Origin of the sequence: Qipengyuania qiaonensis, from assembly GCF_019711515.1 — a bacterium.
GTDB lineage: Bacteria > Pseudomonadota > Alphaproteobacteria > Sphingomonadales > Sphingomonadaceae > Qipengyuania > Qipengyuania qiaonensis.
Genome location: NZ_JAIGNO010000003.1, coordinates 265,814 through 289,239 on the forward strand (window position 1 = coordinate 265,814; position 23,426 = coordinate 289,239).

26 protein-coding genes are annotated in these 23,426 nt (G+C 62.9%); 18 read left to right on the top strand and 8 right to left on the bottom strand.

All coding sequences use genetic code 11. The annotated features are described in order from the left end of the window. Window positions 1-53: 53 nt before the first annotated feature. Window positions 54-254, bottom strand: a complete 201-nt coding sequence (locus tag K3174_RS07025; RefSeq protein ID WP_221557291.1) for a DUF1192 family protein — start codon at window positions 252-254, stop codon at window positions 54-56. A gap of 82 nt (window positions 255-336) precedes the next feature. Here K3174_RS07025 and K3174_RS07030 point away from each other — a divergent pair, with 82 nt between their 5' ends. The 5 genes from K3174_RS07030 (at window position 337) to K3174_RS07050 (ending at window position 6,036) form a co-directional block, all read left to right on the top strand. Further along, window positions 337-1,374, top strand: a complete 1,038-nt coding sequence (locus K3174_RS07030; RefSeq protein WP_247711966.1) for an NAD(P)H-quinone oxidoreductase — start codon at window positions 337-339, stop codon at window positions 1,372-1,374. A 100-nt stretch (window positions 1,375-1,474) separates the two neighbouring features. Beyond that, window positions 1,475-2,359 carry a UDP-2,3-diacylglucosamine diphosphatase gene (locus K3174_RS07035; RefSeq protein WP_221557293.1) on the top strand — a complete coding sequence of 295 codons (885 nt, stop codon included), beginning with the start codon at window positions 1,475-1,477 and terminating at the stop codon, window positions 2,357-2,359. Window positions 2,360-2,445: 86 nt separating this feature from the next. Beyond that, window positions 2,446-3,432 (top strand): glycosyltransferase family 4 protein, encoded by a 987-nt coding sequence (locus tag K3174_RS07040; protein WP_221557647.1) that lies wholly within the window; start codon window positions 2,446-2,448, stop codon window positions 3,430-3,432. A gap of 104 nt (window positions 3,433-3,536) precedes the next feature. Next, the gene (locus K3174_RS07045) at window positions 3,537-4,265 is read left to right on the top strand and encodes a DUF1013 domain-containing protein (RefSeq protein WP_221557295.1); all 729 of its coding nucleotides are present in this window, start codon (window positions 3,537-3,539) and stop codon (window positions 4,263-4,265) included. Between the two features lie 97 nt (window positions 4,266-4,362). Continuing rightward, window positions 4,363-6,036, top strand: coding sequence for a long-chain-fatty-acid--CoA ligase (locus K3174_RS07050; RefSeq protein ID WP_221557298.1), 1,674 nt, complete (start codon window positions 4,363-4,365; stop codon window positions 6,034-6,036). Window positions 6,037-6,146: 110 nt separating this feature from the next. Here the strand turns inward: K3174_RS07050 and K3174_RS07055 are convergent, their stop codons facing one another. Next, window positions 6,147-6,536 (bottom strand): bactofilin family protein, encoded by a 390-nt coding sequence (locus K3174_RS07055; RefSeq protein WP_221557300.1) that lies wholly within the window; start codon window positions 6,534-6,536, stop codon window positions 6,147-6,149. Between the two features lie 16 nt (window positions 6,537-6,552). Beyond that, a complete protein-coding gene (locus K3174_RS07060) occupies window positions 6,553-7,671 on the bottom strand; it encodes a M23 family metallopeptidase (RefSeq protein ID WP_221557649.1) in 1,119 nt (372 codons plus the stop codon). 301 nt (window positions 7,672-7,972) lie between these two features. On the opposite strand from K3174_RS07060, the gene K3174_RS07065 reads away from it, so the two are divergent. The 10 genes from K3174_RS07065 (at window position 7,973) to wecC (ending at window position 16,524) form a co-directional block, all read left to right on the top strand. Then, window positions 7,973-8,629: a nicotinate-nucleotide adenylyltransferase gene (locus tag K3174_RS07065; RefSeq protein WP_221557303.1), complete on the top strand. Its 657-nt coding sequence runs from the start codon at window positions 7,973-7,975 to the stop codon at window positions 8,627-8,629. Window positions 8,630-8,686: 57 nt separating this feature from the next. After that, on the top strand, window positions 8,687-9,106 hold the full coding sequence (gene rsfS / locus K3174_RS07070; protein ID WP_221557305.1) for a ribosome silencing factor: 420 nt from the start codon (window positions 8,687-8,689) through the stop codon (window positions 9,104-9,106). Between the two features lie 130 nt (window positions 9,107-9,236). Then, window positions 9,237-9,659 (top strand): 23S rRNA (pseudouridine(1915)-N(3))-methyltransferase RlmH, encoded by a 423-nt coding sequence (locus K3174_RS07075; protein ID WP_221557308.1) that lies wholly within the window; start codon window positions 9,237-9,239, stop codon window positions 9,657-9,659. Window positions 9,660-9,677: 18 nt separating this feature from the next. Continuing rightward, window positions 9,678-10,892 carry a murein hydrolase activator EnvC family protein gene (locus tag K3174_RS07080; RefSeq protein ID WP_221557310.1) on the top strand — a complete coding sequence of 405 codons (1,215 nt, stop codon included), beginning with the start codon at window positions 9,678-9,680 and terminating at the stop codon, window positions 10,890-10,892. Between the two features lie 105 nt (window positions 10,893-10,997). Next, complete coding sequence (locus K3174_RS07085) at window positions 10,998-12,338, top strand: S41 family peptidase (RefSeq protein ID WP_221557312.1); 1,341 nt, start codon at window positions 10,998-11,000, stop codon at window positions 12,336-12,338. A gap of 16 nt (window positions 12,339-12,354) precedes the next feature. Further along, the gene (locus K3174_RS07090; RefSeq protein WP_221557314.1) at window positions 12,355-12,831 is read left to right on the top strand and encodes a disulfide bond formation protein B; all 477 of its coding nucleotides are present in this window, start codon (window positions 12,355-12,357) and stop codon (window positions 12,829-12,831) included. After that, window positions 12,828-13,355 carry a demethoxyubiquinone hydroxylase family protein gene (locus tag K3174_RS07095; RefSeq protein WP_221557323.1) on the top strand — a complete coding sequence of 176 codons (528 nt, stop codon included), beginning with the start codon at window positions 12,828-12,830 and terminating at the stop codon, window positions 13,353-13,355. The genes K3174_RS07090 and K3174_RS07095 overlap by 4 nt, the downstream gene beginning before the upstream one ends. Before the next feature lie 92 nt (window positions 13,356-13,447). Next, on the top strand, window positions 13,448-14,023 hold the full coding sequence (locus tag K3174_RS07100) for a hypothetical protein (RefSeq protein WP_221557325.1): 576 nt from the start codon (window positions 13,448-13,450) through the stop codon (window positions 14,021-14,023). 41 nt (window positions 14,024-14,064) lie between these two features. Continuing rightward, on the top strand, window positions 14,065-15,189 hold the full coding sequence (gene wecB / locus K3174_RS07105; protein ID WP_221557328.1) for a non-hydrolyzing UDP-N-acetylglucosamine 2-epimerase: 1,125 nt from the start codon (window positions 14,065-14,067) through the stop codon (window positions 15,187-15,189). A 69-nt stretch (window positions 15,190-15,258) separates the two neighbouring features. Then, a complete protein-coding gene (gene wecC, locus K3174_RS07110; RefSeq protein WP_221557331.1) occupies window positions 15,259-16,524 on the top strand; it encodes a UDP-N-acetyl-D-mannosamine dehydrogenase in 1,266 nt (421 codons plus the stop codon). 9 nt (window positions 16,525-16,533) lie between these two features. Here the strand turns inward: wecC and K3174_RS07115 are convergent, their stop codons facing one another. Genes K3174_RS07115 through K3174_RS07130 form a run of 4 tightly spaced genes read right to left on the bottom strand, consistent with a single transcriptional unit; the run spans window position 16,534 to window position 19,753 of the window. Beyond that, window positions 16,534-16,932, bottom strand: coding sequence for a GFA family protein (locus K3174_RS07115; protein WP_221557340.1), 399 nt, complete (start codon window positions 16,930-16,932; stop codon window positions 16,534-16,536). A 47-nt stretch (window positions 16,933-16,979) separates the two neighbouring features. Then, a complete protein-coding gene (gene fabI / locus K3174_RS07120) occupies window positions 16,980-17,783 on the bottom strand; it encodes an enoyl-ACP reductase FabI (protein ID WP_221557342.1) in 804 nt (267 codons plus the stop codon). After that, window positions 17,780-18,802, bottom strand: a complete 1,023-nt coding sequence (locus tag K3174_RS07125; protein ID WP_247711967.1) for a YihY/virulence factor BrkB family protein — start codon at window positions 18,800-18,802, stop codon at window positions 17,780-17,782. Before K3174_RS07125 ends, fabI begins: the two co-directional genes overlap by 4 nt. Window positions 18,803-18,805: 3 nt before the next feature. Further along, window positions 18,806-19,753, bottom strand: a complete 948-nt coding sequence (locus tag K3174_RS07130) for a DnaJ C-terminal domain-containing protein (protein WP_221557353.1) — start codon at window positions 19,751-19,753, stop codon at window positions 18,806-18,808. A 190-nt stretch (window positions 19,754-19,943) separates the two neighbouring features. Here K3174_RS07130 and pdxH point away from each other — a divergent pair, with 190 nt between their 5' ends. The 3 genes from pdxH to K3174_RS07145 are packed head-to-tail and all read left to right on the top strand — an operon-like array spanning window position 19,944 to window position 22,278. Continuing rightward, on the top strand, window positions 19,944-20,552 hold the full coding sequence (gene pdxH / locus K3174_RS07135; protein WP_221557355.1) for a pyridoxamine 5'-phosphate oxidase: 609 nt from the start codon (window positions 19,944-19,946) through the stop codon (window positions 20,550-20,552). Beyond that, window positions 20,525-21,484, top strand: a complete 960-nt coding sequence (locus K3174_RS07140) for a cation diffusion facilitator family transporter (RefSeq protein WP_247711968.1) — start codon at window positions 20,525-20,527, stop codon at window positions 21,482-21,484. Before pdxH ends, K3174_RS07140 begins: the two co-directional genes overlap by 28 nt. Then, window positions 21,481-22,278, top strand: coding sequence for a PhzF family phenazine biosynthesis protein (locus K3174_RS07145; protein ID WP_221557357.1), 798 nt, complete (start codon window positions 21,481-21,483; stop codon window positions 22,276-22,278). Before K3174_RS07140 ends, K3174_RS07145 begins: the two co-directional genes overlap by 4 nt. Here K3174_RS07145 and K3174_RS07150 read toward each other — a convergent pair. Further along, window positions 22,275-23,405 carry a serine hydrolase domain-containing protein gene (locus K3174_RS07150; RefSeq protein ID WP_221557360.1) on the bottom strand — a complete coding sequence of 377 codons (1,131 nt, stop codon included), beginning with the start codon at window positions 23,403-23,405 and terminating at the stop codon, window positions 22,275-22,277. The genes K3174_RS07145 and K3174_RS07150 overlap by 4 nt on opposite strands. Between the last annotated feature and the right edge of the window lie 21 nt (window positions 23,406-23,426).

Here is a 23,426-nt window from a genome sequence, read left to right on the forward strand (position 1 = left end):
TGCACGGCCGATATGGGTGCGGAGGCAGATATTATCATCCCCCGCATCGCCAACTATTCCTTTCGCCCGAACAACGCGTCCGCCGCTTCGCGGTGCGCGGCGGCGGACAGACGGTGTTTTTCGACGCGGACGATTTCGGCTTCGAGCAGCCCGATGCGTGCTGCCAGTTCGTCCTGCGAATAGGGCCCGAGATCTTCGGTGGCGAGCTTGCTCGCAGCATCCCCCTTGAGAAGTGGACGATCGTCTTCTTCCATCGACCTGCAATCTCGCAAGGATGGCCGGTTGCTGTCAACGGGGGTGGACGGTATTGCACCGCAACGTGGCAGCGACGCCACTATGACAAAACAGAAAACGGGGACGCACGTGGCAGCCAATTTGCCCGAGACGATGACCGCAATAGGTTTCGACGATCCGGGGGGGGCTGAAGTCCTGCGCCCCGAAAGGCTGGCGGTTCCCGAGCCAGGCGAGAATCAGGTCCTGATCCGCGTTGCCTATGCCGGTATCAACCGGCCCGATGTGATCCAGCGACAAGGGTTCTATCCGCCGCCGCCCGGTGCATCGCCGATACCCGGGCTCGAAGTCGCGGGCACTGTGGTGGCAGTAGGCAAGGGCGCCCCGCCCGAAATGCTGAACCGCCGCGTCTGCGCGCTGGTTTCGGGCGGAGGCTATGCAGAATATTGCCTGGCCCATTCGGCCCACTGCCTGAATCTGCCCGCCGACATGGCCTTCGACATCGCCGCGGCGATTCCCGAAACGCTTTTCACCGTGTGGCATAACGTGTTCGAGCGTGGCTGGGCGAGCGATGGCGACACGCTGCTGGTCCATGGCGGGACCAGCGGTATCGGCACGATGGCGATCCAGCTTGCCAAGGCGTTCGACATCGCCGTTATCGCGACGGCAGGAAGCGAGGACAAGTGCGAGGCGATCCGCGGGCTCGGGGCGGACCTTGCGATCAATTACCGGACCCAGGATTTCGTCGAAGAAGTCAAGGCGTTCACCGGCGGCAAGGGCGTGAACGTCGTGCTCGACATGGTCTCGGGCGAGTACGTGGCGCGCAATATCGAATGCCTGGCCGATGACGGGCGGCACGTGACCATCGCCGTGCTGGGCGGACTAAAGGCAGAGATCAACATGGCTACCGTCATGCGCAAGCGCCTCTCTTTGACCGGATCGACGCTGCGCCCGCGCTCGGACGAATTCAAGGCGCTGCTTGCGGACGAAATCTACAATTACGCCTGGCCGCTATTCGAAGACGGCACGATCCTGCCGGTGATGGATCGCACCTTTCCCTTCGCCGAAGCCGGTGCGGCGCATGCCCGGATGGAAGAGGGTGCGCATATCGGCAAGATCGTGCTGGAGGTCGCCGGAGACTGACCCGCAATCGTCGCAATGTCGCCGTTTCGTAACGGCGCTGTGAATCGCATGTAACAATCTTGCGCCATGGCATTCCCGACAGTGATCGGGGGTCAAGCCCATGAACGATTTGCCCAAACACTTCGATGCCGCCCACAAGGTGGCCAATTTTCCATCTATCAAGCCCAGTGTGCCCGAACGCACTTTGGGCGAGCGGCGCAAATTCCGCACGATCTGGATCAGCGACGTGCATCTCGGCACCAAGGGGTGCAATCACGAGCTGCTCATCGACTTCCTCGACCACACCGACAGCGATACCATGTATCTGGTCGGCGACATCATCGACGGATGGCGGCTGAAGAAGAAGTTCTACTGGCCGCCCGAACATAACGACATCGTCTGGCGGATCCTGAAGCGCGCCAAGCGCGGCACCCGGATCGTGTATATCCCTGGCAATCATGATGAAATGATCCGCCCCTTCGCCGGCATGAATTTTGGCGGGGTGGAGATCATGCGCGCCGCATTCCACGATACGGCCGACGGGCGGCGCCTGATGGTGCTGCACGGGGACGAATTCGACACCATCATGCTGGCACATCGCTGGCTCGCCTTCGTGGGCGATGCGGCCTACCATGTCATGATGAAGCTCAACAACTGGGTGGCCGGCGTGCGCAAACGCCTCGGCCTGCCCTATTGGTCGATCTCCAAGGCGGCCAAGCATAAGGTCAAGAACGCGGTCGAGTTCATCTCCAAATACGAGGAAGTGGTGGCCCGCGCCGCTGCCGAGCGCGGAGTCGACGGGGTCGTATGCGGCCATATCCACACCGCCGAATTCCGCGACTTCGACGGTGTCGAATACTGGAACGACGGCGACTGGGTCGAAGGTTGCAACGCGCTGGTCGAGCATTTCGACGGAACCATGGAAATTCTCCACTGGCCGGACGAAGTCGCGCGGCGCGACGGCCGACGCAATGACGCCACGGTAACGGTGCCGGAGGCTGCGTGACTCCGGCGCCCGCAATTCCCGATCACGGCGGGCCGATAGAAATTCCACACCGCATCGCCATCGTCACAGACGCGTGGCTTCCGCAGATGAACGGTGTGGTCCGCACGCTGACCACGACCTGTGAACAGCTGCGGGAACAGGGGCACGAGGTGCTGGTGGTTTCGCCCGACCAGTTCGCCAGCATTCCATGTCCGACATATCCCGAAATCCGCCTCGCGCTCACGAAACCGGGCGCCGTTGCCGCCCGTCTGCGGGAGTTTTCGCCCGAGGCGATCCACATCGCCACCGAAGGCCCCCTCGGCATGACGGCACGCCGCTATTGCGCGAAACATGCGATCCGTTTCACAACGGCTTACCACACGCAGTTCCCCGACTATCTCGCCAAGCGAACTCATCTGCCGGCCGAATGGTTCTGGCGATATATCCGATGGTTTCACAGCCCTGCGAAACGCGTGCTGGTGGCGACCGACAGCATCTGCGAGGAGTTGCGCGCGCACGGCCTGACCCGCCTCCACCGCTGGAGCCGCGGCGTCGACCTGTCCTGCTTCACACCCGATGCGCCCCCGCCGCCGGAATTTGCCGGCCTGCCGAAGCCGATCCAGCTTTATGTCGGGCGCGTGGCAGTGGAGAAGAATATAGAGGCCTTCCTCGAGGGCGAATATCCCGGCAGCAAGGTCGTGGTCGGCGATGGGCCATCGCTCGCTTCGCTCAAGACGAAATATCCCGATGCCCATTTTCTCGGACGGCGCGGGGGGCGAGATCTGGCGGGATGCTATGCCGGTGCCGACGTGTTCGTCTTCCCCAGCAAGACCGACACGTTCGGTCTCGTCATGATCGAAGCGCTGGCCTGCGGCACACCGGTTGCCGCCTATCCGGTGCCGGGGCCAAGCGACATCGTCACGGACGAGGTCGGCGCCCTTTGCGAAGATCTGGACCGCGCCATCGCCGCAGCGCTGTTCTGCGACCGCCGCGCCTGCGCCGCCTATGGTGCGAGCTATAGCTGGACCGCGGCCACTGGCCAGTTCCTGCGCGGATTGGCGGCCTTCGAGTCGGAAGAACTGCCCGCGGCCTAGCGAAACGCTTGCCGAATCCGGCGCCTTCGCCTACATCATCAAAGGTACGGCCGCTCCGCAAGGGGCGGCCCTTCTATTTTCGCAGGACGAGAAAAGGCATATTCATGGCCGACCAACCCAAACCGCTGATGCCGCATGCTACCGCCACATGGCTGGTCGACAATACGGGTCTTTCCTTCGAACAGATCGCCGAATTCTGCGGTCTGCATATCCTCGAAGTGCAGGCGATGGCCGACGATCTGGCGGGCAGCAAATACACCGGTCGCGATCCGGTTCATTCGGGCGAACTGACGCAAGGAGAGATCGAGCGCGGTCAGGCCGATAGCGAATACAAGCTCAAGATGCAGCGTGCGCCGGTCGCGGTCAGCCGTACGAAGGGCCCTCGCTACACACCGGTTTCGAAGCGTCAGGACAAGCCCGATGGCATCGCCTGGATTCTGCGCAATCACCCGGAAATTTCGGATGCGCAGATCGGCAAGCTCATCGGCACGACGCGCAACACGATCACTGCGATCCGGGAACGCAGCCACTGGAATATCCAGAACATCCAGCCCAAGGATCCTGTCACGCTCGGCTTGTGTTCACAGCGCGAACTCGATGCCGTGGTCGCCAAGGCAGCCAAGAACCTGCCGGTCGATGAAGACATCGCTCCGGTCGAAGCGGCCAGCGGGACCAGCGACCGCGAAAAGCTGATCGAAGAACTGCGTGCCGAACGCGACGCCAATGAAAAGGCTGCGGCCGAGGCGGCGCAGGAAGCCGAGGCCGCTGCATGGCTCGAAGCCAAGCGCGCCGCCGAAGATGCGGGCGAGGTCGAGGCCACGGACGAAGCCTGACCTTTCGTACGGAATGTCTGACGCAAAGGCGGGTCGAGCGTTGGCTCGGCCCGCCTTTTTACTTGCGTTTGGGGCGAGATGGTCCAAGTCAACTGACATGGATGTAAGCAAGCTTCCGAACCACCACCCGGTGCCGTGGGGCACGACGTTCGAGCCGATCGCGCTGCCCGAGATGTTTGCGCGTACCATGCGCGGTACGCCCGATGCGCCACTGCTGCATTTTCTTGGGCGGACTTACTCCTACGCCGAACTCTTCCGCGACGCGCAGGCCTTTGCGCATGCGCTTAAAGCACGGGGCATTGCGGAAGGCGACCGCATGGGGCTCTTCCTGCCCAACGTGCCAAGTTATGTCGTGGCCTACTACGGAGCGATGATGGCGGGAGCCGTGGTGGTCAATTTCTCGCCGCTCTACACGGTGGAGGAACTGGCGCAGCAAGTGGCGGACTCGGGCACACGGCTGCTGGTGACGGTCGATGTGCCCGAACTCTACACGACGGCTGAAAAAGTGCTGTGTAGCTCGGCTCTGGAAACGCTGGTGGTCAGTTCGCTTGCGCAGATGCTGCCAACGCTCAAGGGCATTGCGCTGCGGCTTTTTGGTCGCGCGAAAGTTGCGAAGGTCGAGTATGGCGAGGGCGTCGTGCGGTGGGGCGACCTGCTGGAAGAAGGCGGTCGCAACCGAGGCGGCCTGCCCGTCGTCGATCCGCATTCGCTGGCGCTGCTCCAATATACCGGGGGTACGACCGGCACGCCCAAAGGTGCGATGCTCACCCACGCGAACCTGTCGATCAATGCGCAGCAGACCGCCGGTCTCAATCCGTTCGGAGATCCGCCGGGCGAAGTCTTCATGGGCGCGTTGCCGTTCTTTCATGTCTTTGCCAACACCGCGCTGCTCAATCACGCCGTCGTCACAGGGGCATCGATTGCCATGGTCCCGCGTTTCGAAACGAAGCAGGTTCTCAAGACGATCGAGAAACTGGGCGCGACCGGTTTTCCCGGTGTGCCCACGATGTATCAGGCGCTGCTCGACCATCCGGATCTCGCCAAGATCGATCTCTCTTCGCTCAAGGTCTGCATTTCCGGCGGGGCGCCGCTACCCGGCCCTTTGCGCGAAAAGTTCGAGGCTGCGACCGGTGTGCGGCTGGTCGAAGGCTACGGGCTGACCGAAAGTTCCGGCGTGGTGTCGACCAACCCCTACGAGGGCATGCGCAAACCAGGCACTATCGGGCAGGTCGTCATGGGTACCGAGGTGCTTCTGCTCGACAAGGAAGACCCTTCGGTCATCGCACCCGATGGCGAGCCGGGCGAACTGGCGATCCACGGCCCGCAGATCATGCAGGGATATTGGAACCGGCCCGAGGCGGCGAAGGATGTCTTCGTCGAGCATCTAGGAAAGACCTGGCTGCGCACGGGCGACGTGGCGACGCTGGATGAAGACGGCTTTCTGGAAATCGTCGATCGGATCAAGGACATGATCGCAGTCGGCGGATTCAAGGTGTTTCCCAGCCAGGTCGAGGACGTTCTGCTCGAACACGATGCGGTAAAGGAGGCGCTCGTCATCGGGCGCCCCGACGGGTATCGCGGCGAAGTGCCCGTTGCCTATGTCACCCTGGAAAGCGGCGCCGATGCTACGGGAAGCCAGCTCAAGGAATGGCTCAATGCAAGGGTCGGCAAGCACGAACGCGCCGCGGAAGTCGTGATCCGCGAAGAACTTCCCAAGACCATGATCGGCAAGCTCGATCGCAAGGCGCTGCGGGCCGAGGTTCTCGACTGAAGGGCGATCCGCTCGCTCGAGCAGACGCGCATAATTCGGGCAGGCGGAAAACAAAGAAGGCCGCCTGCGTCGTTGCGCAGACGGCCCCCGTCCTCTCCGAACTCGATTGCTCAGCCGGCCACGGCCAGCTCGGGCTTGGCTTGCGCGTGCGCGGTGTCGGGCGTTTTGGCCTTGGTATCGCGGTGGGCGAAACGCCCTTCGACCTGCGCGCCCTGTTCGATGGTAAGCGCGTCGTAGAACACGTCGCCCATGATCTTGGCCGACTTGAGGATCACCAGCTCACGCGCAGTGATCGACCCGTCGACCGTCCCGGCGAGGCGAGCGGTCTCGGCCTTGATCGCGCCCTTTACGATGCTGGTCTCGCCCTGGACAACCGACGAACAGGCGATGTCTCCCTCGACCGACCCGTCGATATGCAAATCGGCCGAGGCCTTGATGTCGCCTGTGATCGAGAGATCCGAGCCCAAGACCGAAAAGGTGGAGTTGCTCTTGCTGGCCATGCGGTCTCGTCCCGGATTACTTGGTTGAGGCGAGCTGGGGAGCTCGTCGGATTTCTTCGAGAACATGGGGAGCTGTCTCCAGGAAAGTGCGCGGGTTGACCGCACGGTTATTGATGCGAACCTCGAAATGGAGGTGCGGACCGGTCGAGCGACCGGTGGAGCCGATTGCGCCGATGGTCTGTCCGGCATCGACCGTCTGCCCGACTTTTGTCGCGAACTTCGACATGTGGGCATAGCGGGTCATGAGGCCGTTACCATGACTGATCTCGACGACATTACCATAGCCCGACTTGCGCCCGACGAAGCTGACGTGGCCTTTGGCGGCAGCATAGATGGGAGCGCCGATGGGACCGCGAAAATCGAGGCCCTTGTGCATGGCGGCAACTCCAGTGAACGGATCGCGGCGATACCCATAGCTCGACGTGACCATCTGGACATTGGCCGGGGCGACCTGCGGCACGCCGGCAAGGCCGCGTTCGAGCGCGTCCATGCGGGCGATCGAAAGGCCAAGACGCTCGAAGCGCGGATCTACACCACCGCTGCTATCTGTGGCGAGCTTCTCCAGCGGGCCACCCATCGCGCTGCGGTCGGCGTTGCGGATCATGTTGTCCGGGTTGAGGCCCAGCCTTTTCAGCGCCGACGCGGCGCGCTGCGACCGCCAGTCCGCGTAGCGTGTAAGGTTCTCGACGAAGGCCAGCTGGCGCGCTTCGATTCTGGCAAGCGCGCTGGCTTCGGGAATGGACAGGCTGACCTTGTCGACCGTCGCGGCCGCTTCGCCGGTGGAATCGCTGACATTTTCCACGGTCTTCACGTCATCGGGGAGCGAGGCGACCATATCCTCGATGAACTCCTGCCGCTTCGCCAGGTCGGTCGCCACGGCATCGATATCGTGGCGATAGGCATTGACGCGCTCCGTCGCGGTGGTGACTTTGGCCTCGCGGTCGAGCAAGGAGAGACGGTCCGCCGTGGCGCGATATTGCGTCCAGCCGGCGATCGCCATCGACAATGCCCAGACGATCAGCGCCGCAAGCGCGATCGCCGCAGCGGTCATCTGCACTTTCGATGAAATGGTTATGAAGCGAACCTGACCTTCCGACCGCATGAAAAACTCACGATCCGGAAACCAGCTCCGCATACGGCTCCCCCAGCCTTTTGCGGCAATCTTGTTGCTCAAAACGACCCGTCCCTTATGGTCTTATACGTCCCTCCACGTAGAGCTAACAAAGGTTGCCGATGAAATCGAATCGCGGTTCCCGTAGAATCCACGAGTCGAAGGTTCGATGGGACGAGTCGTTTCAGCGCCGGAAAATTATCGAACAGAAGCGGGAACCAAAGGTTAAGTCGTTGTTTACCAATAGCTTGCGATTCGGCCCCCTCTTCGGAAGCAAGGCATTGTATAAATACGACAAATTGGCTGGAGCGTCGGTTTGACCGGCGTGAATCGCCGAATCGGTCTGCTCGGCGGAAGTTTCAACCCCGCGCATGGCGGCCATCGCTCGATTTCGCTGTTTGCTTCGCGGGCGCTCAAGCTCGATGAAGTGTGGTGGCTGGTTTCGCCGGGCAATCCGCTCAAGCCGGAAGCCGGCATGGCACCGCTGGCCGCGCGTGTGCGATCGGCGATAGAGCAGGCGAAACGCGCACCGATCAGGGTCACAGCGATCGAACGGAACCTGGGGACACGTTACACGGTCGATACGCTCGGCGCACTGATGCGTCGTTTTCCCAAACGCGAATTTGTTTGGCTGATGGGGTCGGATAATCTTGCCCAGTTCCACCGCTGGCGGGCCTGGCGGGGGATCGCGCGCAGGATGCCGATTGCGGTCATCGCAAGGCCCGGCTATGATGCGGATGCTGTCGCGAGCCCCGCGATGGCCTGGCTGAGGTGCTTTTCCGTGCCGCTGTCCAGTTTCGCGAACAGGGGCGAATGGAGCGCACCGGCACTGGTGACATTGCGTTTCGATCCCGATGACCGATCGGCCACGGCCATCCGCCGCGCCGATCCCGACTGGGCCTTACGCTATGCCGGACCGCCTCCGAGGGACCAACTGACACATCGCTTGATTTCGTCGGGGGAGGAAACCACCGCGCCATGATGCGCGTTGTCCCTGCCATGGTCTTTGCCTCTCAATCCAGGAGTACCGCATCCGCCTATGACACAGGCGCATATCAGCCCGGCGACTGCCGGGACCGCTACGGCACAGGTTATTGCCTTGGCTGACGCGAAGACCGATCCGCTGCTCAAGCTGGTGCTGCAGCAGCTCGACGACGACCAGGCGCAGGAGATCGTGACCATCGATCTCGAGGGCAAGAGTTCGATTGCCGATCACATGGTGATCGCTTCGGGCCGCTCGACCCGTCAGGTTGCCGCGATGGCACAAAAACTCGCCGAAAAGGTCAAGCAGGCAGGCTTCGGCCCGGTGAAGCTCGAAGGGCTGCCGGCTGCCGACTGGGTTCTGCTCGATGCAGGCGACGTTGTCGTCCACCTGTTCCGCCCCGAGGTCCGTAGCTTCTACAATCTCGAGCGCATGTGGGCCTTCGGCGACGCGCCGCCCGTGGCCGGCACCGCGTAGCATATTTCCGCACTCGCCTTCGCGGGTGCGATATCCTCGCTCATGCGACCTGGCGGCTGCATCGCTGCGGGTAGACCGCTGCCCTTGCCGCGTGCTGGACGCGCATGGAACATCGCCATAGAGCGAGTTCATGCTCCTTCACATCATTGCCAGGGGAAAGATTGCGCGATCGCCGGAGGCGGAGCTCGTCGCGCGATATGAGAAGCGGCTGGCATGGCCGGTGAAGTTCACCGAATTGCCGGAAACCGGAGGGCGTGTTCCCGACCCGCAGACACCGCTGAAGACCGTGCTGCTCGACGAGCGCGGCCGGGACCTCTCTTCCGAAAGCCTGGCGGAAATTCTGGCGCGCTGGCGCGACGACGGAATGCGTGAGTGCCGTTTCGTGCTGGGTGCGGCGGACGGGCATTCGGAAAAAGAGCGGCTCGAGGCGGACTTGCTGTTGGCTTTCGGCAAGGCGACCTGGCCGCACCTGCTGGCCCGGGCCATGCTGGCGGAGCAGCTTTATCGAGCGACGACGATAATCGCCGGGCACCCCTATCATCGCAGCGGCTGATCGGGCAGAATTCGCGCGATGAGACGCAGCATCTCCCTTATTGCCGGAATGGCTCTGGTCACGGGATTGCTGGGCTTGCCGGCAATCGCGCAGGCCCCGTCGCAATTCGACACCGTCGACGATGCGCGCGCTGCGCTCGATGCCGCACGTCAGCAACAACGCAATGCCCGCGCCCGGGCGGAACAACTCGAACGGCAAGCGGCCAATTCGCGCGAAGCTTCGGACAGGGCGATAACCGATGCGGCAGCACTTGCGGCGAGAGTCCAGCAGGCGGAGGCGGCGATCGCGGCTTCCGAGGCCCGCCTTGCATTGGCCAATCGCGCGCGACGATCGCTCGATCGCAAGCTGTCCGCGCGCCGTGCGCCGCTTGTCCGGCTGACCGGGGCGCTCCAATCGATGTCGCGTCGCCCGCTGGCCCTGTCGGCGCTCCAGCCCGGGTCGTTGCGCGATCTCGTCTACACGCGCGCGGTACTCGACAGCACCATTCCGGTGATCCGTACGCGCACAGCAGCGCTGCGTGGGGATCTCGACCAGGCGAAATCGCTCGAGGCGGAAGCGCGCCAGGCTGTTGCCGACCGGCGCGATAGCGAGACGGCCCTGCGCCAGCGACGTACGCAGCTCGTCGCGCTGGCAGAACAGGAAAGGATGAAGGCGCGCCAGGCGACAGGCGGCGCCGATCGCGAGGCGCAGCGGGCGCTGGTGCTGGCCGAACAGGCGATCGATCTCGACCAGCTTGTGGGTCGGCTGGAAGCGGCGGGATCGCTCCGCCAACAGCTTGCCGCTTTGCCCGGGCCCCTGCCTCGTCCGGCCGATCCGGCAAGAGCGATGGCGTCGGCGGACGCGCCTCCGCGGGCAAGCGCTACCAATCCCCCGGCGCAATACCAGCTTCCCGTGGCGGGGGAGATCGTCGCCGGCTTTGGTGAAGCGGGCACCAGCGGCCAACGCCAGGCGGGGATTGCCCTCGCTGCCCGTCCGCGCGCATTGGTCGTTGCGCCAGGCCCCGGCCGCGTGGCTTTCGCGGGATCCTATCGCGGCTTCGGGCGGATCGTGATCCTTGAACATGCCAACGGCTGGACCAGCCTGGTTACAGGGCTCGGCACGCTCGATGTTGCGGTCGGTCAGGATATCGCGGCTGGCTCGCCCCTGGGCCTTGCCCCGGCGCAGCGTGGCGAAGTCACGCTCGAACTCAGAAAGGGGGGCGAACCGGTGAACCCGCTCGACCACTTGGCATAGGACGCCGGTCGAAAACCGCTTCCTTCAGCCGCCCAATCAATGCTCATCTGGCATTCAGCGCGAACAAGCGATAGGTTGGACGCGCGTAAAGGAGTTGTTTCGCCGATGAAATTCGCTGCCCTTGCCCGCTCGGCCGCCCTCGTGACCGCCGTCGCGCTTATTCCCGCGACCACTGCCAGCCTTGCGCAGGTCGATGGCCGCGCCGGTCCGGAATTCGCCAAGGTTTTGGCAGTCTACCAGCGGATCAAGGCCAGCTATGTCGAGCCGGTAGAAGACGATGTGCTAATCCGCGGGATGATCGACGGTATGCTCACCGCGCTCGATCCGCATTCGGGCTATCTCGATGGCGGGGATCTCCAGCGTCTCGAAACGATGATCGACGGCAATTACTCGGGCCTCGGCCTATCGGTCGTCGAGGAAGACGGGGCAGTGAAGGTCATTTCGCCGTTCCGCGGCAGTCCGGCCGACAAGGCCGGCCTCAAGGCGGGCGATTTCATCACGCATCTCGATGGAAAGTTCATTGTCGGGCAGACGTTGGACGAAGCGGTCGCCCAGATGCGCGGCCCGGAAGGATCCTCGATCCAGCTGACGATCTTCCGCCCCGGTCGCGATGAGCCGTTCGACGTATCCGTTACCCGCGGCGTGATCGAACTCGAACCGGTTACCTGGGAACTGCAGGACGGCAATGTCGGCCACATAATGGTCAATGAATTCTCGCGCGATGTCGGCAGCGATGTCTTCGGCGCTTGGGAGGATATGAAGAAGAAGGCGACCGGCCGTCTGAACGGTTTGGTACTCGACCTGCGCTCCAATCCCGGCGGTTCGCTCGACGAAGCCGTGGCGCTTTCCGACCTGTTCCTGACCGACGGGCGCATCGTCGCGCAACGTGGGCGTGCGCGGGGCGAGAATATCTCCTATGACGCGGAAACCGTCTTCCGCGGCGACATCGCCGAAGGATTGCCGATCGTCGTGCTGATCGATGCCGGTTCGGCCTCGGCGTCCGAAATCGTGGCCGGCGCATTGCAGGATCATCGCCGCGCGGTCGTCATGGGCGAACGCAGTTTCGGCAAGGGCAGCGTCCAGTCGCTGCTGCCATTGGGCAACGACGCCGCGCTCAAACTGACCACCGCCCGGTATTACACGCCATCGGGCCACTCGGTGCAGGAAGGCGGGATCAAGCCAGATATTGCCGTGCCGCAGCTGTCGGACCCCGATTTGGCCAAGCGCGCCCGTTTCCAGATGCGCGAATCCGACCTGCGCGGTCACCTGATCAACGAAATCGGCCTTGCCGACGATGCGGTAGAAAAGGATACGCGCGAGGATCCGCGCTTTCAGCAGACCGCGGAAGAGCTGAAGGAAAAGGGTATCGAGGATTTCCAGTTGCATTACGCGCTGGAGACGTTGCGCCGCACAAGCCCCAAGAGCATTGCCGCCCGCGCGAAATAGGCTACACCGCCGCTCCATGAGCCTTTCGCAGCACGCCCGCCTCGCCCGCGTCCTGGCGCTCGCCACACCTGCTCTGTTGCTGGGCGGTGCCTATGTTTCCCAGTACGGTTTCGGCCTTTATCCGTGCGAGATGTGCTGGTGGCAACGCTGGCCGCATTTCGCGGCGATCGGCTTGGCGCTGCTTGCCTATACCATCGCGCCGCGGCAGCTATGGACCGGCTTCGCGGCTATCGCGATCCTGATCTCAGGGGGTATCGGCCTGTTTCATGCCGGCGTCGAGTATGGCTGGTGGCAGGGCGTTACATCCTGTGCCGTGGTAACTGGCGGTGGTAGCGGCAATGCGCTCGACGATATCATGAACACCCCGCTGGTGCGATGCGACGAGCCGGCGTGGACCTTGTTCGGCATCAGTCTCGCTGGCTATAATTTCCTGATCTCGACGGCCGCGGGTCTGGCAATCCTGGTGCTGCTCGGCAAGGATCGTAGCGTATGACCGCTGTTCCAGACCATATCGAGCGTATGATTCGCGTCGATCAGGCAGGCGAATTCGGCGCGACGCGTATTTATGCGGGTCAGTTGGCCGTGATGGGCGATCGTGGGCCCCACTCGGCCGAGATCGCGGGAATGGCGGAACAGGAAGCCGGCCATAGGGCAAAGTTCGACGCTCTGATGGCGGAACGCGGGGTCCGGCCTACGGCGCTCCAGCCCTTCTGGGATCGCGCGGGTTTCGCTTTGGGGGCCGTGACAGCGCTGATCGGGCCGGAGGCGGCGATGGCCTGCACCGCTGCGATCGAGATCGAGATCGACGATCACTATTCGAAGCAACTCGACCGCCTGCATGAAAGCGGAGAGGATCCCGAACTCGCCGGCATGATCGAGGAGTTCCGCGAAGATGAGCGCGAGCATCGCGATGCGGCACTGGCCGCAGGCGCCGAGCGTGCGCCCGCCTATCCGGTGCTGTCCGGCCTGATCCGACTCGGCTGCCGCGCGGCAATCCGCATTTCGGAGCGGGTGTGATGGGAACCGGAGGGGCCCGGCATTCGCTTCATAGAGAGTTCACCCCACGTGGCGCCAATTGTGTCAGCCCGTATTTCGCCAAGAGGACGACCATGTCGAAACCGCTGATTGCCATTGCCAGTCTGGCACTCGCCGTCCCTGCAATTGCCCAAGAGCCGGTGCAGACACAGGAGCCGGGCGATGAAAACTACAACATGGTCATCGTCTATGGGGACGACGAGTGTCCGCAAAGCACCGAAGATCAGATCGTCGTCTGCGCGCGCAAGGCCGAGCGGGAGCGTTATCGGATACCCGAAAACCTTCGCTTCTCCGAGAGCCCCGAGAACAGGTCCTGGGCGGAACGGGTTGAGAGCTTCGAGATGGCGGGCGCCTTCGGCGCTATGTCTTGCTCTCCGACCGGAGCGGGCGGCTTTACCGGTTGTACGCAGGAAATGATCAAGGCCGCCTACGCCGACAAGGCCAACAATGCCGGCGTGCGCTTCGCCGAGATCATCGCTGCCGAGCGGGCCAAACGTCTGGCGACCATCGACGAAGACGCCGCCGCCGAGCAGAAGCGCGTGGAGATGATCGAGCGCGAATATATGGAACGGCTCGAACGCGAGCGCGGTGCGGACACGCCCGAAGAAGCCGCATTGCCGCAGCCTGAAAGCGACGAAGACGCGCTGTAGAGTCTATGCCCGCTTAACCTTTTGCCGTTAGGCAGGCGCCCATGACCGTGCGCCGAAAGATTCTCACCGTTTTCGGGACACGTCCCGAGGCAATCAAGCTGTTCCCGCTCATCCACGCCCTGGCTGACGATACGCGCTTCGAAAGCCGCGTATGCATTTCCGCCCAGCATCGTGAGATGCTCGACCAGGTGCTTGATATCGCTGAGGTTGTACCAGATCATGACCTCGACCTGATGACACCCGGGCAGACGCTCGATTCGCTCACGGCGCGAGCACTGGTCGAAATCGGCAAGGTGCTCGACGACGAGCGGCCCGACTGGGTCGTGGTACAAGGCGATACGACCACTGTGATGGCCGGAGCGATCGCTGCCTATTACCGCAAGATTCCGGTCTGCCATGTCGAGGCAGGGCTGCGTAGCGGCGATATCCATCATCCCTGGCCCGAGGAGGTCAATCGCCGGATCGTTGGCAGCTTCGCTGCGCTGCATTGCGCGCCGACCGATACTGCACGCAATGCCTTGCTGCGCGAGAATGTCGATCCGGCGACGGTTCATGTTACCGGCAATACGGTAATCGACGCATTGCACTGGGTGGCGAAGCGTGTCGAGTGCGTTCCCGAGTTGGCTTCCGGCCTTGCCGATCTGGAGGCCAGGTTCGCGAACAAACGCATAATCGGCATGACCAGTCACCGGAGAGAAAATTTCGGTGACGGCATGCAGAACATTGCCAACGCGGTTAAGTGTATCGCATCTCGTAACGACATTGCGGTTATTTTTCCGGTTCATCTCAATCCCAATGTGCGTGCTGTAATGAACGAGCAACTGGCCGGGCTCGACAATGTCGCGCTGATCGAACCGCTCGATTATCCGCATTTCGCGCGCCTGCTCGACATCAGCTACCTCATGCTCACGGATAGCGGCGGCGTTCAGGAAGAGGCTCCGGCGCTGGGCAAGCCGGTGCTCGTCATGCGCGAGACGACCGAACGTCCCGAAGGAGTCGAAGCGGGCACAGCGATGCTCGTTGGTACCGATGCGGATGCGATCGTGCACGAAACCAACCGTCTGCTCGACGACGAGGCGGCCTATGCGGCCATGGCCCGCGCGCACAATCCGTTTGGCGACGGACGTTCCGCAACGCGTATCGCGGACTTGCTCGCAAGTGCCTAATCGTTGCTACTGTTAAATTTACCGACAGGCGTTAGACCCGCCTCGCAAAGGTGCAGGGACAGAAATTTCATGCGTGGTGACAACAAGCCCGACGTCTGCGTCATCGGCCTCGGCTATATCGGCCTTCCTACCGCCGCGATCATCGCCCGGGCGGGATGTCCCGTGTCGGGTGTCGACGTGTCGCAGAATGTGGTCGACACTATAAATCGCGGCGAGATCCATATCGAGGAAGTCGACCTCGACGGGCTGGTACAGGCCGTGGTCCAGCGCGGCTTGCTCAGGGCATCGACCGAAGTCGCACCCGCCGACGTTTTCGTGATCGCAGTGCCGACGCCTTTCGCCAAGGATGGCAATCACACGCCCGACACGTCCCATGTCATGGCTGCGGCGGAAAAGGTCGCCGCTGTCCTGAAGAAGGGCGACGCGGTGATTCTCGAATCCACCTCACCCGTCGGCACGACAGAGGCGATGCGCGATGCGATTGCTGCAAAACGTCCGGATCTCGCCATGCCGGGTCTGTGCGAAGGCCAGCCCGATGTGTCGATTGCCTATTGCCCCGAACGCGTCTTGCCGGGAAGAATTCTCGAGGAGCTGACGCACAACGATCGCTCGATCGGCGGCATCACGCCGCGCTGCGCCAGAAAGGCGCTCGCCTTCTATAAGCGCTTCGTGAAGGGTGAATGCGTGACCACAGACGCACGCTCGGCGGAGATGACAAAGCTGGTCGAAAACGCCTTCCGCGATGTGAATATTGCCTTTGCCAACGAACTTTCGATGATCGCCGACCGGCAGGGCCTCGACGTATGGGAGGTCATCCGCCTCGCGAATCGTCATCCGCGCGTCAACATTCTTACTCCTGGCCCCGGCGTGGGCGGGCATTGTATCGCGGTCGACCCGTGGTTCATCGTCCATGGCGCGCCGGAGGAGGCGAAGATTATCCGCCAGGCGCGCGAGACAAACGATGGCAAGATGCACCACGTTCTCGCCCGCGCCAAAGCACTGGCGGAGGCCAATCCGGGCGAAAAGGTTGCCTGCCTCGGCCTCGCCTTCAAGGCCAACATAGACGATTTCCGCGAATCCCCGGCGCGTTATGTCGCCGCCTCTCTGGCGCGGGAATTCGGCGAACGGGTTCGCGTGGTAGAACCCTATGCAGCCGAGCTGCCACGCGAATTCGAGGGTACGGGTGCCGAACTGATCGATATCGATACTGCGCTCGAGGAATGCGGCGTGCTTGTCACTCTGGTCGACCACGATGTATTCAAGGTAATTCCGCCTGAAGAGCGGCAAGGCAAGGCGATCTACGATACTCGTGGCATCTGGCCCGACTTGGCCTGACGCGGATCTCTAAGGCCCGGGATAACGCTCGAACTCGGGCATCGCTGCCAAATCCGCCATATAAGCCAGCCGCTCGGCGGTCTGGATTTGCGCGCCTGGCGGGTAGGCCTGAGCGTCGTCGAGCGTCGCCGACTGGATATCGACTATGCCGGGCAGCATCTCTTCGTTGATGAAATACAGACCGGTGCCGCACTGGCCGCAAAAATGACGCCAGGACGCGCCCGAGGAATTATAGGCCATCGCCTTTCCCCTGGTCACGCGAAAATCGTCTGCCTGAAAGGCCATCCAGGCCGTTGCCGGCGCGCCCGAGGAGGCCCGACAATCCCGGCAATGACACAGCGCGTGATGCGCCGCTTCGCCCGATACTGCGTACCTTACGGCACTACATTGGCATCCACCGCTCATCATCGCACTCTCTCCCTTGCTTTCGTCGGAACATAGGGCGAACGAAACAGTCAGACAAGTCCGATATCGGGGGCATCCTCCTGCTTCATGCCGACGACATGGTAGCCCGCATCGACGTGATGCGTTTCGCCGGTAACACCCGACGACAGGTCCGACAGGAAGTAGAGACCCGATCCGCCGACATCCTCGATCGTGACGTTCCGGCGCAGCGGCGAGTTTAGCTCGTTCCACTTGAGGATATAGCGAAAATCGCCGATCCCGCTGGCCGCGAGCGTCTTGATCGGCCCTGCGCTGATCGCGTTGACGCGGATGTTCTGCGGACCGAGATCGTTGGCGAGGTACTTTACCGAAGTCTCGAGCGCCGCCTTGGCCACGCCCATCACATTGTAGTGCGGAATGACCTTCTCGGCGCCGTAATAGGTCAGGGTAAGAATGGCGCCCCCGTCCGGCATCATCGCCGAGGCGCGCTGCGCCACCGCCACCAGGCTGTACGCCGAGATGTTCATCGTCATGAGAAAATTGTCGAGGCTGGTGTCGACATATTTCCCGCGCAGCTCGTTCTTATCCGAAAACCCGATGGCGTGAACGACGAAATCGATCGTCTTCCACCGCGCCTTCAGCGTGTCGAAAGCGGCATCGAGCGCCGCCATGTCCGACACGTCGCATTCGATCAGGAAATCGCTGCCGAGCTGGTCCGCAAGCGGGCCGACCCGCTTCTTCAACGCTTCGCCCTGATAGGAAAAGGCGAGCTCCGCCCCCTGTTCATGCAGTTGCCTGGCAATGCCCCAGGCCAGCGACTTGTCATTGGCGAGCCCCATGATCAGCCCGCGCTTTCCTGCCATCAACCCGCTCATGAAGCGCGCTCCTTCTCTTTCAATTCCCTGGCCAGCGCAGCCCGGCGCCGGTCGTCTGCCTGCCCGATGAGGTTCATCTCTTCCTCGGGTGTTTCGGCCAATGCAGCGTTCAGTTCCGCGCCGATAACCACGCCGAGCCCGACAAGCCAGAAAAAGAACAGCGCGATCATCACGCCCGCCAACCCGCCATAGGTGAGGTCGTAGGAGAAGAAATTGCGTAGCAGCGCAGGCATTGCCGTGGTCACCGCGATCCACCACACAGTGGTCAGCAGTACGCCCGGCCATTTGGGGTAGCGCTTGCTCCGGTACTCCGAAGGCGTGAGCGAATAGAAGATCAGATAGAGCGATCCGAACAGGCCGATCGCCGGGACGATGCGCGACAACCTCAGATCGGCAACCCGGTCGACCAGCTGCGGGAAATAGACCTCGATAACCTCCTGCGCCGTGCCGATCAGGAACTGCGCGATCAGGCTGAGCATCAGCAGCAGAACTGCCGCCAGGATCACGCCGGAAGAAAGCAACCGGTACTTCCAGAAGGCATGCGTCGCGTGCGTGCCGTAGGCGCGGCGCAGGATATCGCGGATCGTTTCGATCAGGCTGCCGACTGTCCACAGTCCCACCAGCCCGCCGATCCACAGCAGCCATCCATTGCGTGCTTCGATCGCGTCGCGCGCCACGGGCTCGATGACGTTGCCGACCACAGGCGGCATCGCACTCAATACAGCGTTGATCATGGCCGCGCGTTCGGCTTCCTCCCCGATCGCCGAAAACACCGCCGCGCCGAGGATGAAGAAGGGAAATATGGCCAGCATCGACAGGTAGGCGAGGTTACCTGCATGGATGAAGCCGTCATTATATGTGCCCACCAGCGTTCGCTTGGCGACGTCCCAGGCCCGCGTTCCCGGTCCGACGCGCCGTTCGATACGATCGCGAAGAGCGAGCGCGTCCTTCCGGCGCTGCTCGGGCGAAAGCGAGTGAATCTCGCGTTCCTGACCTTCCGGAAATTGCTGGTGCGACAAGGGTTAAATCCCGAGCTTGCTGCGCGGATCCCCGTTGTCCTTCCATCCCTCGAGCCGCTTGGCAAGGTCCTCGACGTCTTCGGGAAGCTGGATTTCGAGCGTGACGAGCTGATCGCCGCGGCTTCCGCCCTTGCGCGTGAAACCCTTGCCCTTCAGCCGCAGAACGGTCCCGCCATTGGTGCCGGACTTAATCGTCATCATCACGGGACCGTCCACGGTGGGCACTCGTACCTTGCCGCCGTTCACCGCTTCGTCGAGCGTGATCGGCAGGTCGAGGCGCACATCGTCGCCTTCGCGCCGATAGACCTTGTGCCTGTCGATCGCGATGGTGACGAGTCCATCGCCCGCTCCGCCCGGCCCCTGTTCGCCCTTGCCTTTGAGCCGCATCTGCGTGCCATCCTCGACGCCGCCGGGCAGTTTGAGGTCGATCGTCTTGCCATCGGCCAGCGTAATGCGCTGATCTTTAAGAGTCGCGGCATCGGTAAATGTTACGCGGAGCTTGTACGCGATGTCCGCACCCTTCTGGGGTGGCGGGCGGCGGCGCTGCTGGGCCCCGCCAAACGGGCCCCCGCCGCGGGGACCGCGCCCGCCGAACAAGCCGTCGAAAATATCGCCCAGGTCCACTTCCTCATTGCCGAAGCCCTGGAAATCCTCGGCTCTGAACCCTTGCTGTCCACCATTAGGGCGAAAACCGCCGCCACCGCCCATGCCGCCGAAGGGGCTGGCTGGATTGCCATCCGCGTCTATATCGCCCCGATCAAACCGGGCGCGCTTGTCCTTGTCCGAGAGAAGGTCGTAAGCTTTGGTGACGTCGGAAAACCGTTCGGCCGCGTTCGGATTGTCCTTGTTGCGGTCGGGATGAAGTTCCTTGGCGAGCTTGCGATAGGCGCTTTTGATGTCCTTTTCGGAAGCGCTGCGCGTTACGCCAAGGGTGGAATAGGGGTCGGCCATGGTGTGTTAGCTAATTGCTACGCTTTGCGCATGCAAGCGCGCGCGGTTTCCTCCCGCGCGCATTGGCGATAGGGGGCTCGACATGGGCGACAATTATCATCTCTGTCCTCGGCATTCCGGGCAAGAACGGGCTGCGGCGCATTTTGCTCCGGAACATCGCTCCAAGTGTCCATAGTATAAGGAAGGTTCGATGCAGACCGACGAAAGCGCCATTCCGCAAAGCGACCCCTTCACTTTATTCGAAGTGTGGTTCGCCGAGGCCCGCGAGAGCGAGCCGAACGACCCGAATGCAATGGCGCTGGCCACCGCTTCGGCGGACGGGTTTCCCTCGGTACGCATGGTACTGCTGAAGGGGCACGGGAGCGACGGCTTCGTCTTCTACACCAATGCCGAAAGCCGCAAGGGGGAGCAGATTCGGGCCAATATGCGTGCTGCGCTGCTGTTTCACTGGAAGAGCCTGCGTCGTCAGATCCGCGTGGAAGGCCCGCTGGAGGAAGTGAGCGAGGCAGAGGCCGACGCCTATTTCCATTCGCGCCCGCGCGGTTCGCAGATAGCTTCGGCGGCCAGCGACCAGTCGCGTCCGTTGCCCGACCGGCAGGTCTATCTCGACCGGACCCAGGCGCTGGAAGACCGTTATCCAGAAGGCGATATCCCGCGCCCGCCGCACTGGACGGGATTCAGGCTGAGCCCGCGCCGGATAGAATTCTGGCAGGATCGCCAATATCGCCTGCACGACCGCCGCCTGTTCTCCCGTGAAAGCGAAACGGACGCATGGACGAACACGCTGCTCTATCCATGACGCCGGACCGGACCAAGCTCGCACGGTCCGCTGCGCTGGCCTCGATCGCGGTGGCTGCGGTGCTGGTCGCACTGAAGACCTGGGCGAGCTGGCGCACCGGTTCGACCGCCATGCTCGGCAGCCTTGCCGATTCGGCGCTCGATCTCGTCGCCAGCCTCGCGACGCTGACCGGGGTGTGGATCGCTGCCATGCCAGCCGACGAAGATCACCGCTTCGGTCACGGCAAGGCCGAGGCGCTGGCGGCGATCTTCCAGGTCATGCTGATCGGCCTATCTGCCTTTGGCATCGCGATCCGCGCGATCATGCAACTTGCCGGGCAGCGCGAAACTGCAGCGGCGGAGGAAGGGATCGCGGTTTCGCTGATTGCGATAGCGCTGACCTTCGCGCTGCTCGCCCGGCAGCGCTATGTAATGAACCGGACGCGCAGCTTGGCGATCCAGACGGACCACCTGCATTACAAATCGGATCTGTTTCTCAACCTGTCGGTCATCGCTGCGCTGGCATTGGATCAATATGCCGGTCTCGGCGTCGTCGATCCCCTGTTCGGCCTGGCCATCGCCGCCTGGCTTGCATTCGGGGCGTGGCGCGGGGCGAGCGAAGCGGTCGACGATCTGATGGACCGGGAATGGCCTGAAGAGAAGCGCCTCGCCTTTGTCGAGGCCGCAGCGAAGCATCCAGAGCTGTCGAATCTTCACGACCTGCGGACCCGCACCAGCGGCAATCGCGATTTCGTACAGTTTCACGTCGATCTGCCGCCGATCATGACGATCGAGGAAGCGCACGACATCATCGAACGCGTCGAAGCCGATCTCTGCCGACAGTTTCCCGGCATGGAACTGCTCATCCACATCGACCCGGAAGGACATATCGACGAACCCGGTAATCCATTGGTCGAGGAAAACGAGTTCGCCAAGCTGGAGAAGGATTCATGACCCGCAAGCTGCCCTATTGGCATGTCGATGCTTTCGCCGGGCGTCCTTTCGCGGGGAACCAGGCGGCGGTGATGCCGCTGGAGGAATGGCTCGACGATGCCACCCTGCTGGCCATTGCGGAAGAGAACAACTTCGCCGAAACCGCCTTCCTGATTCGCGACGAGAGCGGCGTTTCGGATTGGGAATTGCGTTGGTTCACTCCAGCCGAGGAGATTCGGCTTTGCGGCCATGCAACGCTCGCCAGTGGGCATGTATTGCTGACCCGCGATGGCGGCGATCGTGTCACGTTTCTTACGCGCAAAGCCGGGGTGCTCGAAGTTGCGCGTGCCGAGGCGGGATACGAACTGGCGCTGCCCTTGATTCGGACGGAGCCGGGCGTGTGGGCGGACGCTGTCCGGCTGATCGGGACGACGCCGCGGGACATCTGGCTCAGTCCCGATCGCTACGGAGTCTATCTCTTCGAGGACGAGGATCAGGTGCGTGCGCTCGATCCCGATTTGCGCGGATTGCGGGCCTTGGGGAACGATCAGTTCATTTGCACCGCCCCGGGACGCGATACGGACGTCGTGAGCCGCGTCTTCGTCCCTGGAGGCGGGGTGGACGAAGACAGCTTTACCGGCTCGGCCCATGCCGCGCTGACTTTTTTCTGGACGGAGCGGCTGGGGCGCGACAGCTTCACCGCATTTCAGGCCTCGCAGCGCGGCGGACACGCCACCTGCCGTCGCGAGGGAGAACGGGCGGTGCTGTCAGGGCCATGCGTAACCGTGGTCGAAGGCAGTTTTTTGCTGCCCTAGATTTGTGGGTAGAGTTCGACAATGTCGGCCAGCTGCTGGAGCATGGCTTTGCGCTCTTCGGCATTCGAGTGGCCGAGCCGCACCACGGTCAGCTTCTGCGAGGGCGACACGAAGATATACTGGCCCATATGGCCGATCAGCGAAAACGCGCTGTGCGAGGCGCGATCGGGGAATAGCGGGTGGTCCTCGCCGTCAGGCAAGGGGCGATTAAGCCAGGTCTGCAAGCCGTAATGCGGACTGCGCGGGCTTGGTTCGACCATCTCTTCGACCCATTGGCGCGGCACCAGCTGCTCACCGCGATAGGAACCCTTGTTGCGGAGCAACTCGCCGAGCTTCGCCCAGTCGCGCGCGGTGGCGTGGATCAGGCTTCCGCCGATCAGCGTTCCCGCGCGGTCGAATTCAGGAACTGCGCTCGTCATCGCCAGCGGAGCGAACAGCCGCGCCTCGAGATAGTCGGCCACCGCCTCGCGGCGAACGTCCGGATCCGCGCTGTCGGTCAGCGCGCGCGCGGCGATATCGGCGAGGATAACCGTGGTGTTCGACGAATACTCGAATTTCTCCCCCGGCTCCGCTTCGAGTGGCTGGGCCGTGGCATAATCGGCCATGTCGTCGCGGCCATCGAGGAAGAGCATGCGTACCTCGCCGCTCTCGTAAGGCGGATCGCCTGCTTCCGTATGCTCCAGCCCGCTGCGCATCTGCAGCAGGTGGCGCAAAGTGATCTCGGCGCGCGGGTCGCCCGTGCGCTGCCAGCGGGGGACTGGGGCCGGTGCATCGAGCCGTAGCAGCCCGTCGGCGACCAGCATGCCGATCATCACCGCGGTGACCGTCTTGGCCATCGACCAGCTGACGAAGCGCGTGTCCCTGTCGTATCCCGGCGCATAGCGTTCGACCGCCAGCTTGCCGCCATGATAGACCACCAGCGCGCGCGTTTCGCCGAGACCGTCGAGCGTGAACAGCTCGTCGGCCGCGCGGGCCAGCGCCTTGGTCGGAGCGCCGGGGTCGGCAGTCACGGCAGCCAGCGCTTCTTCGCTCAAAGGGGGCTCTTCGACAGGGCCGTGGGAGCCGCAGGACGCAAGGCTTGAGGTGGCGAGGGCAAGCGCGATAAGGGGAACAGGCCGCATGGTCATGCGGCGTCACTCGCACGAAGG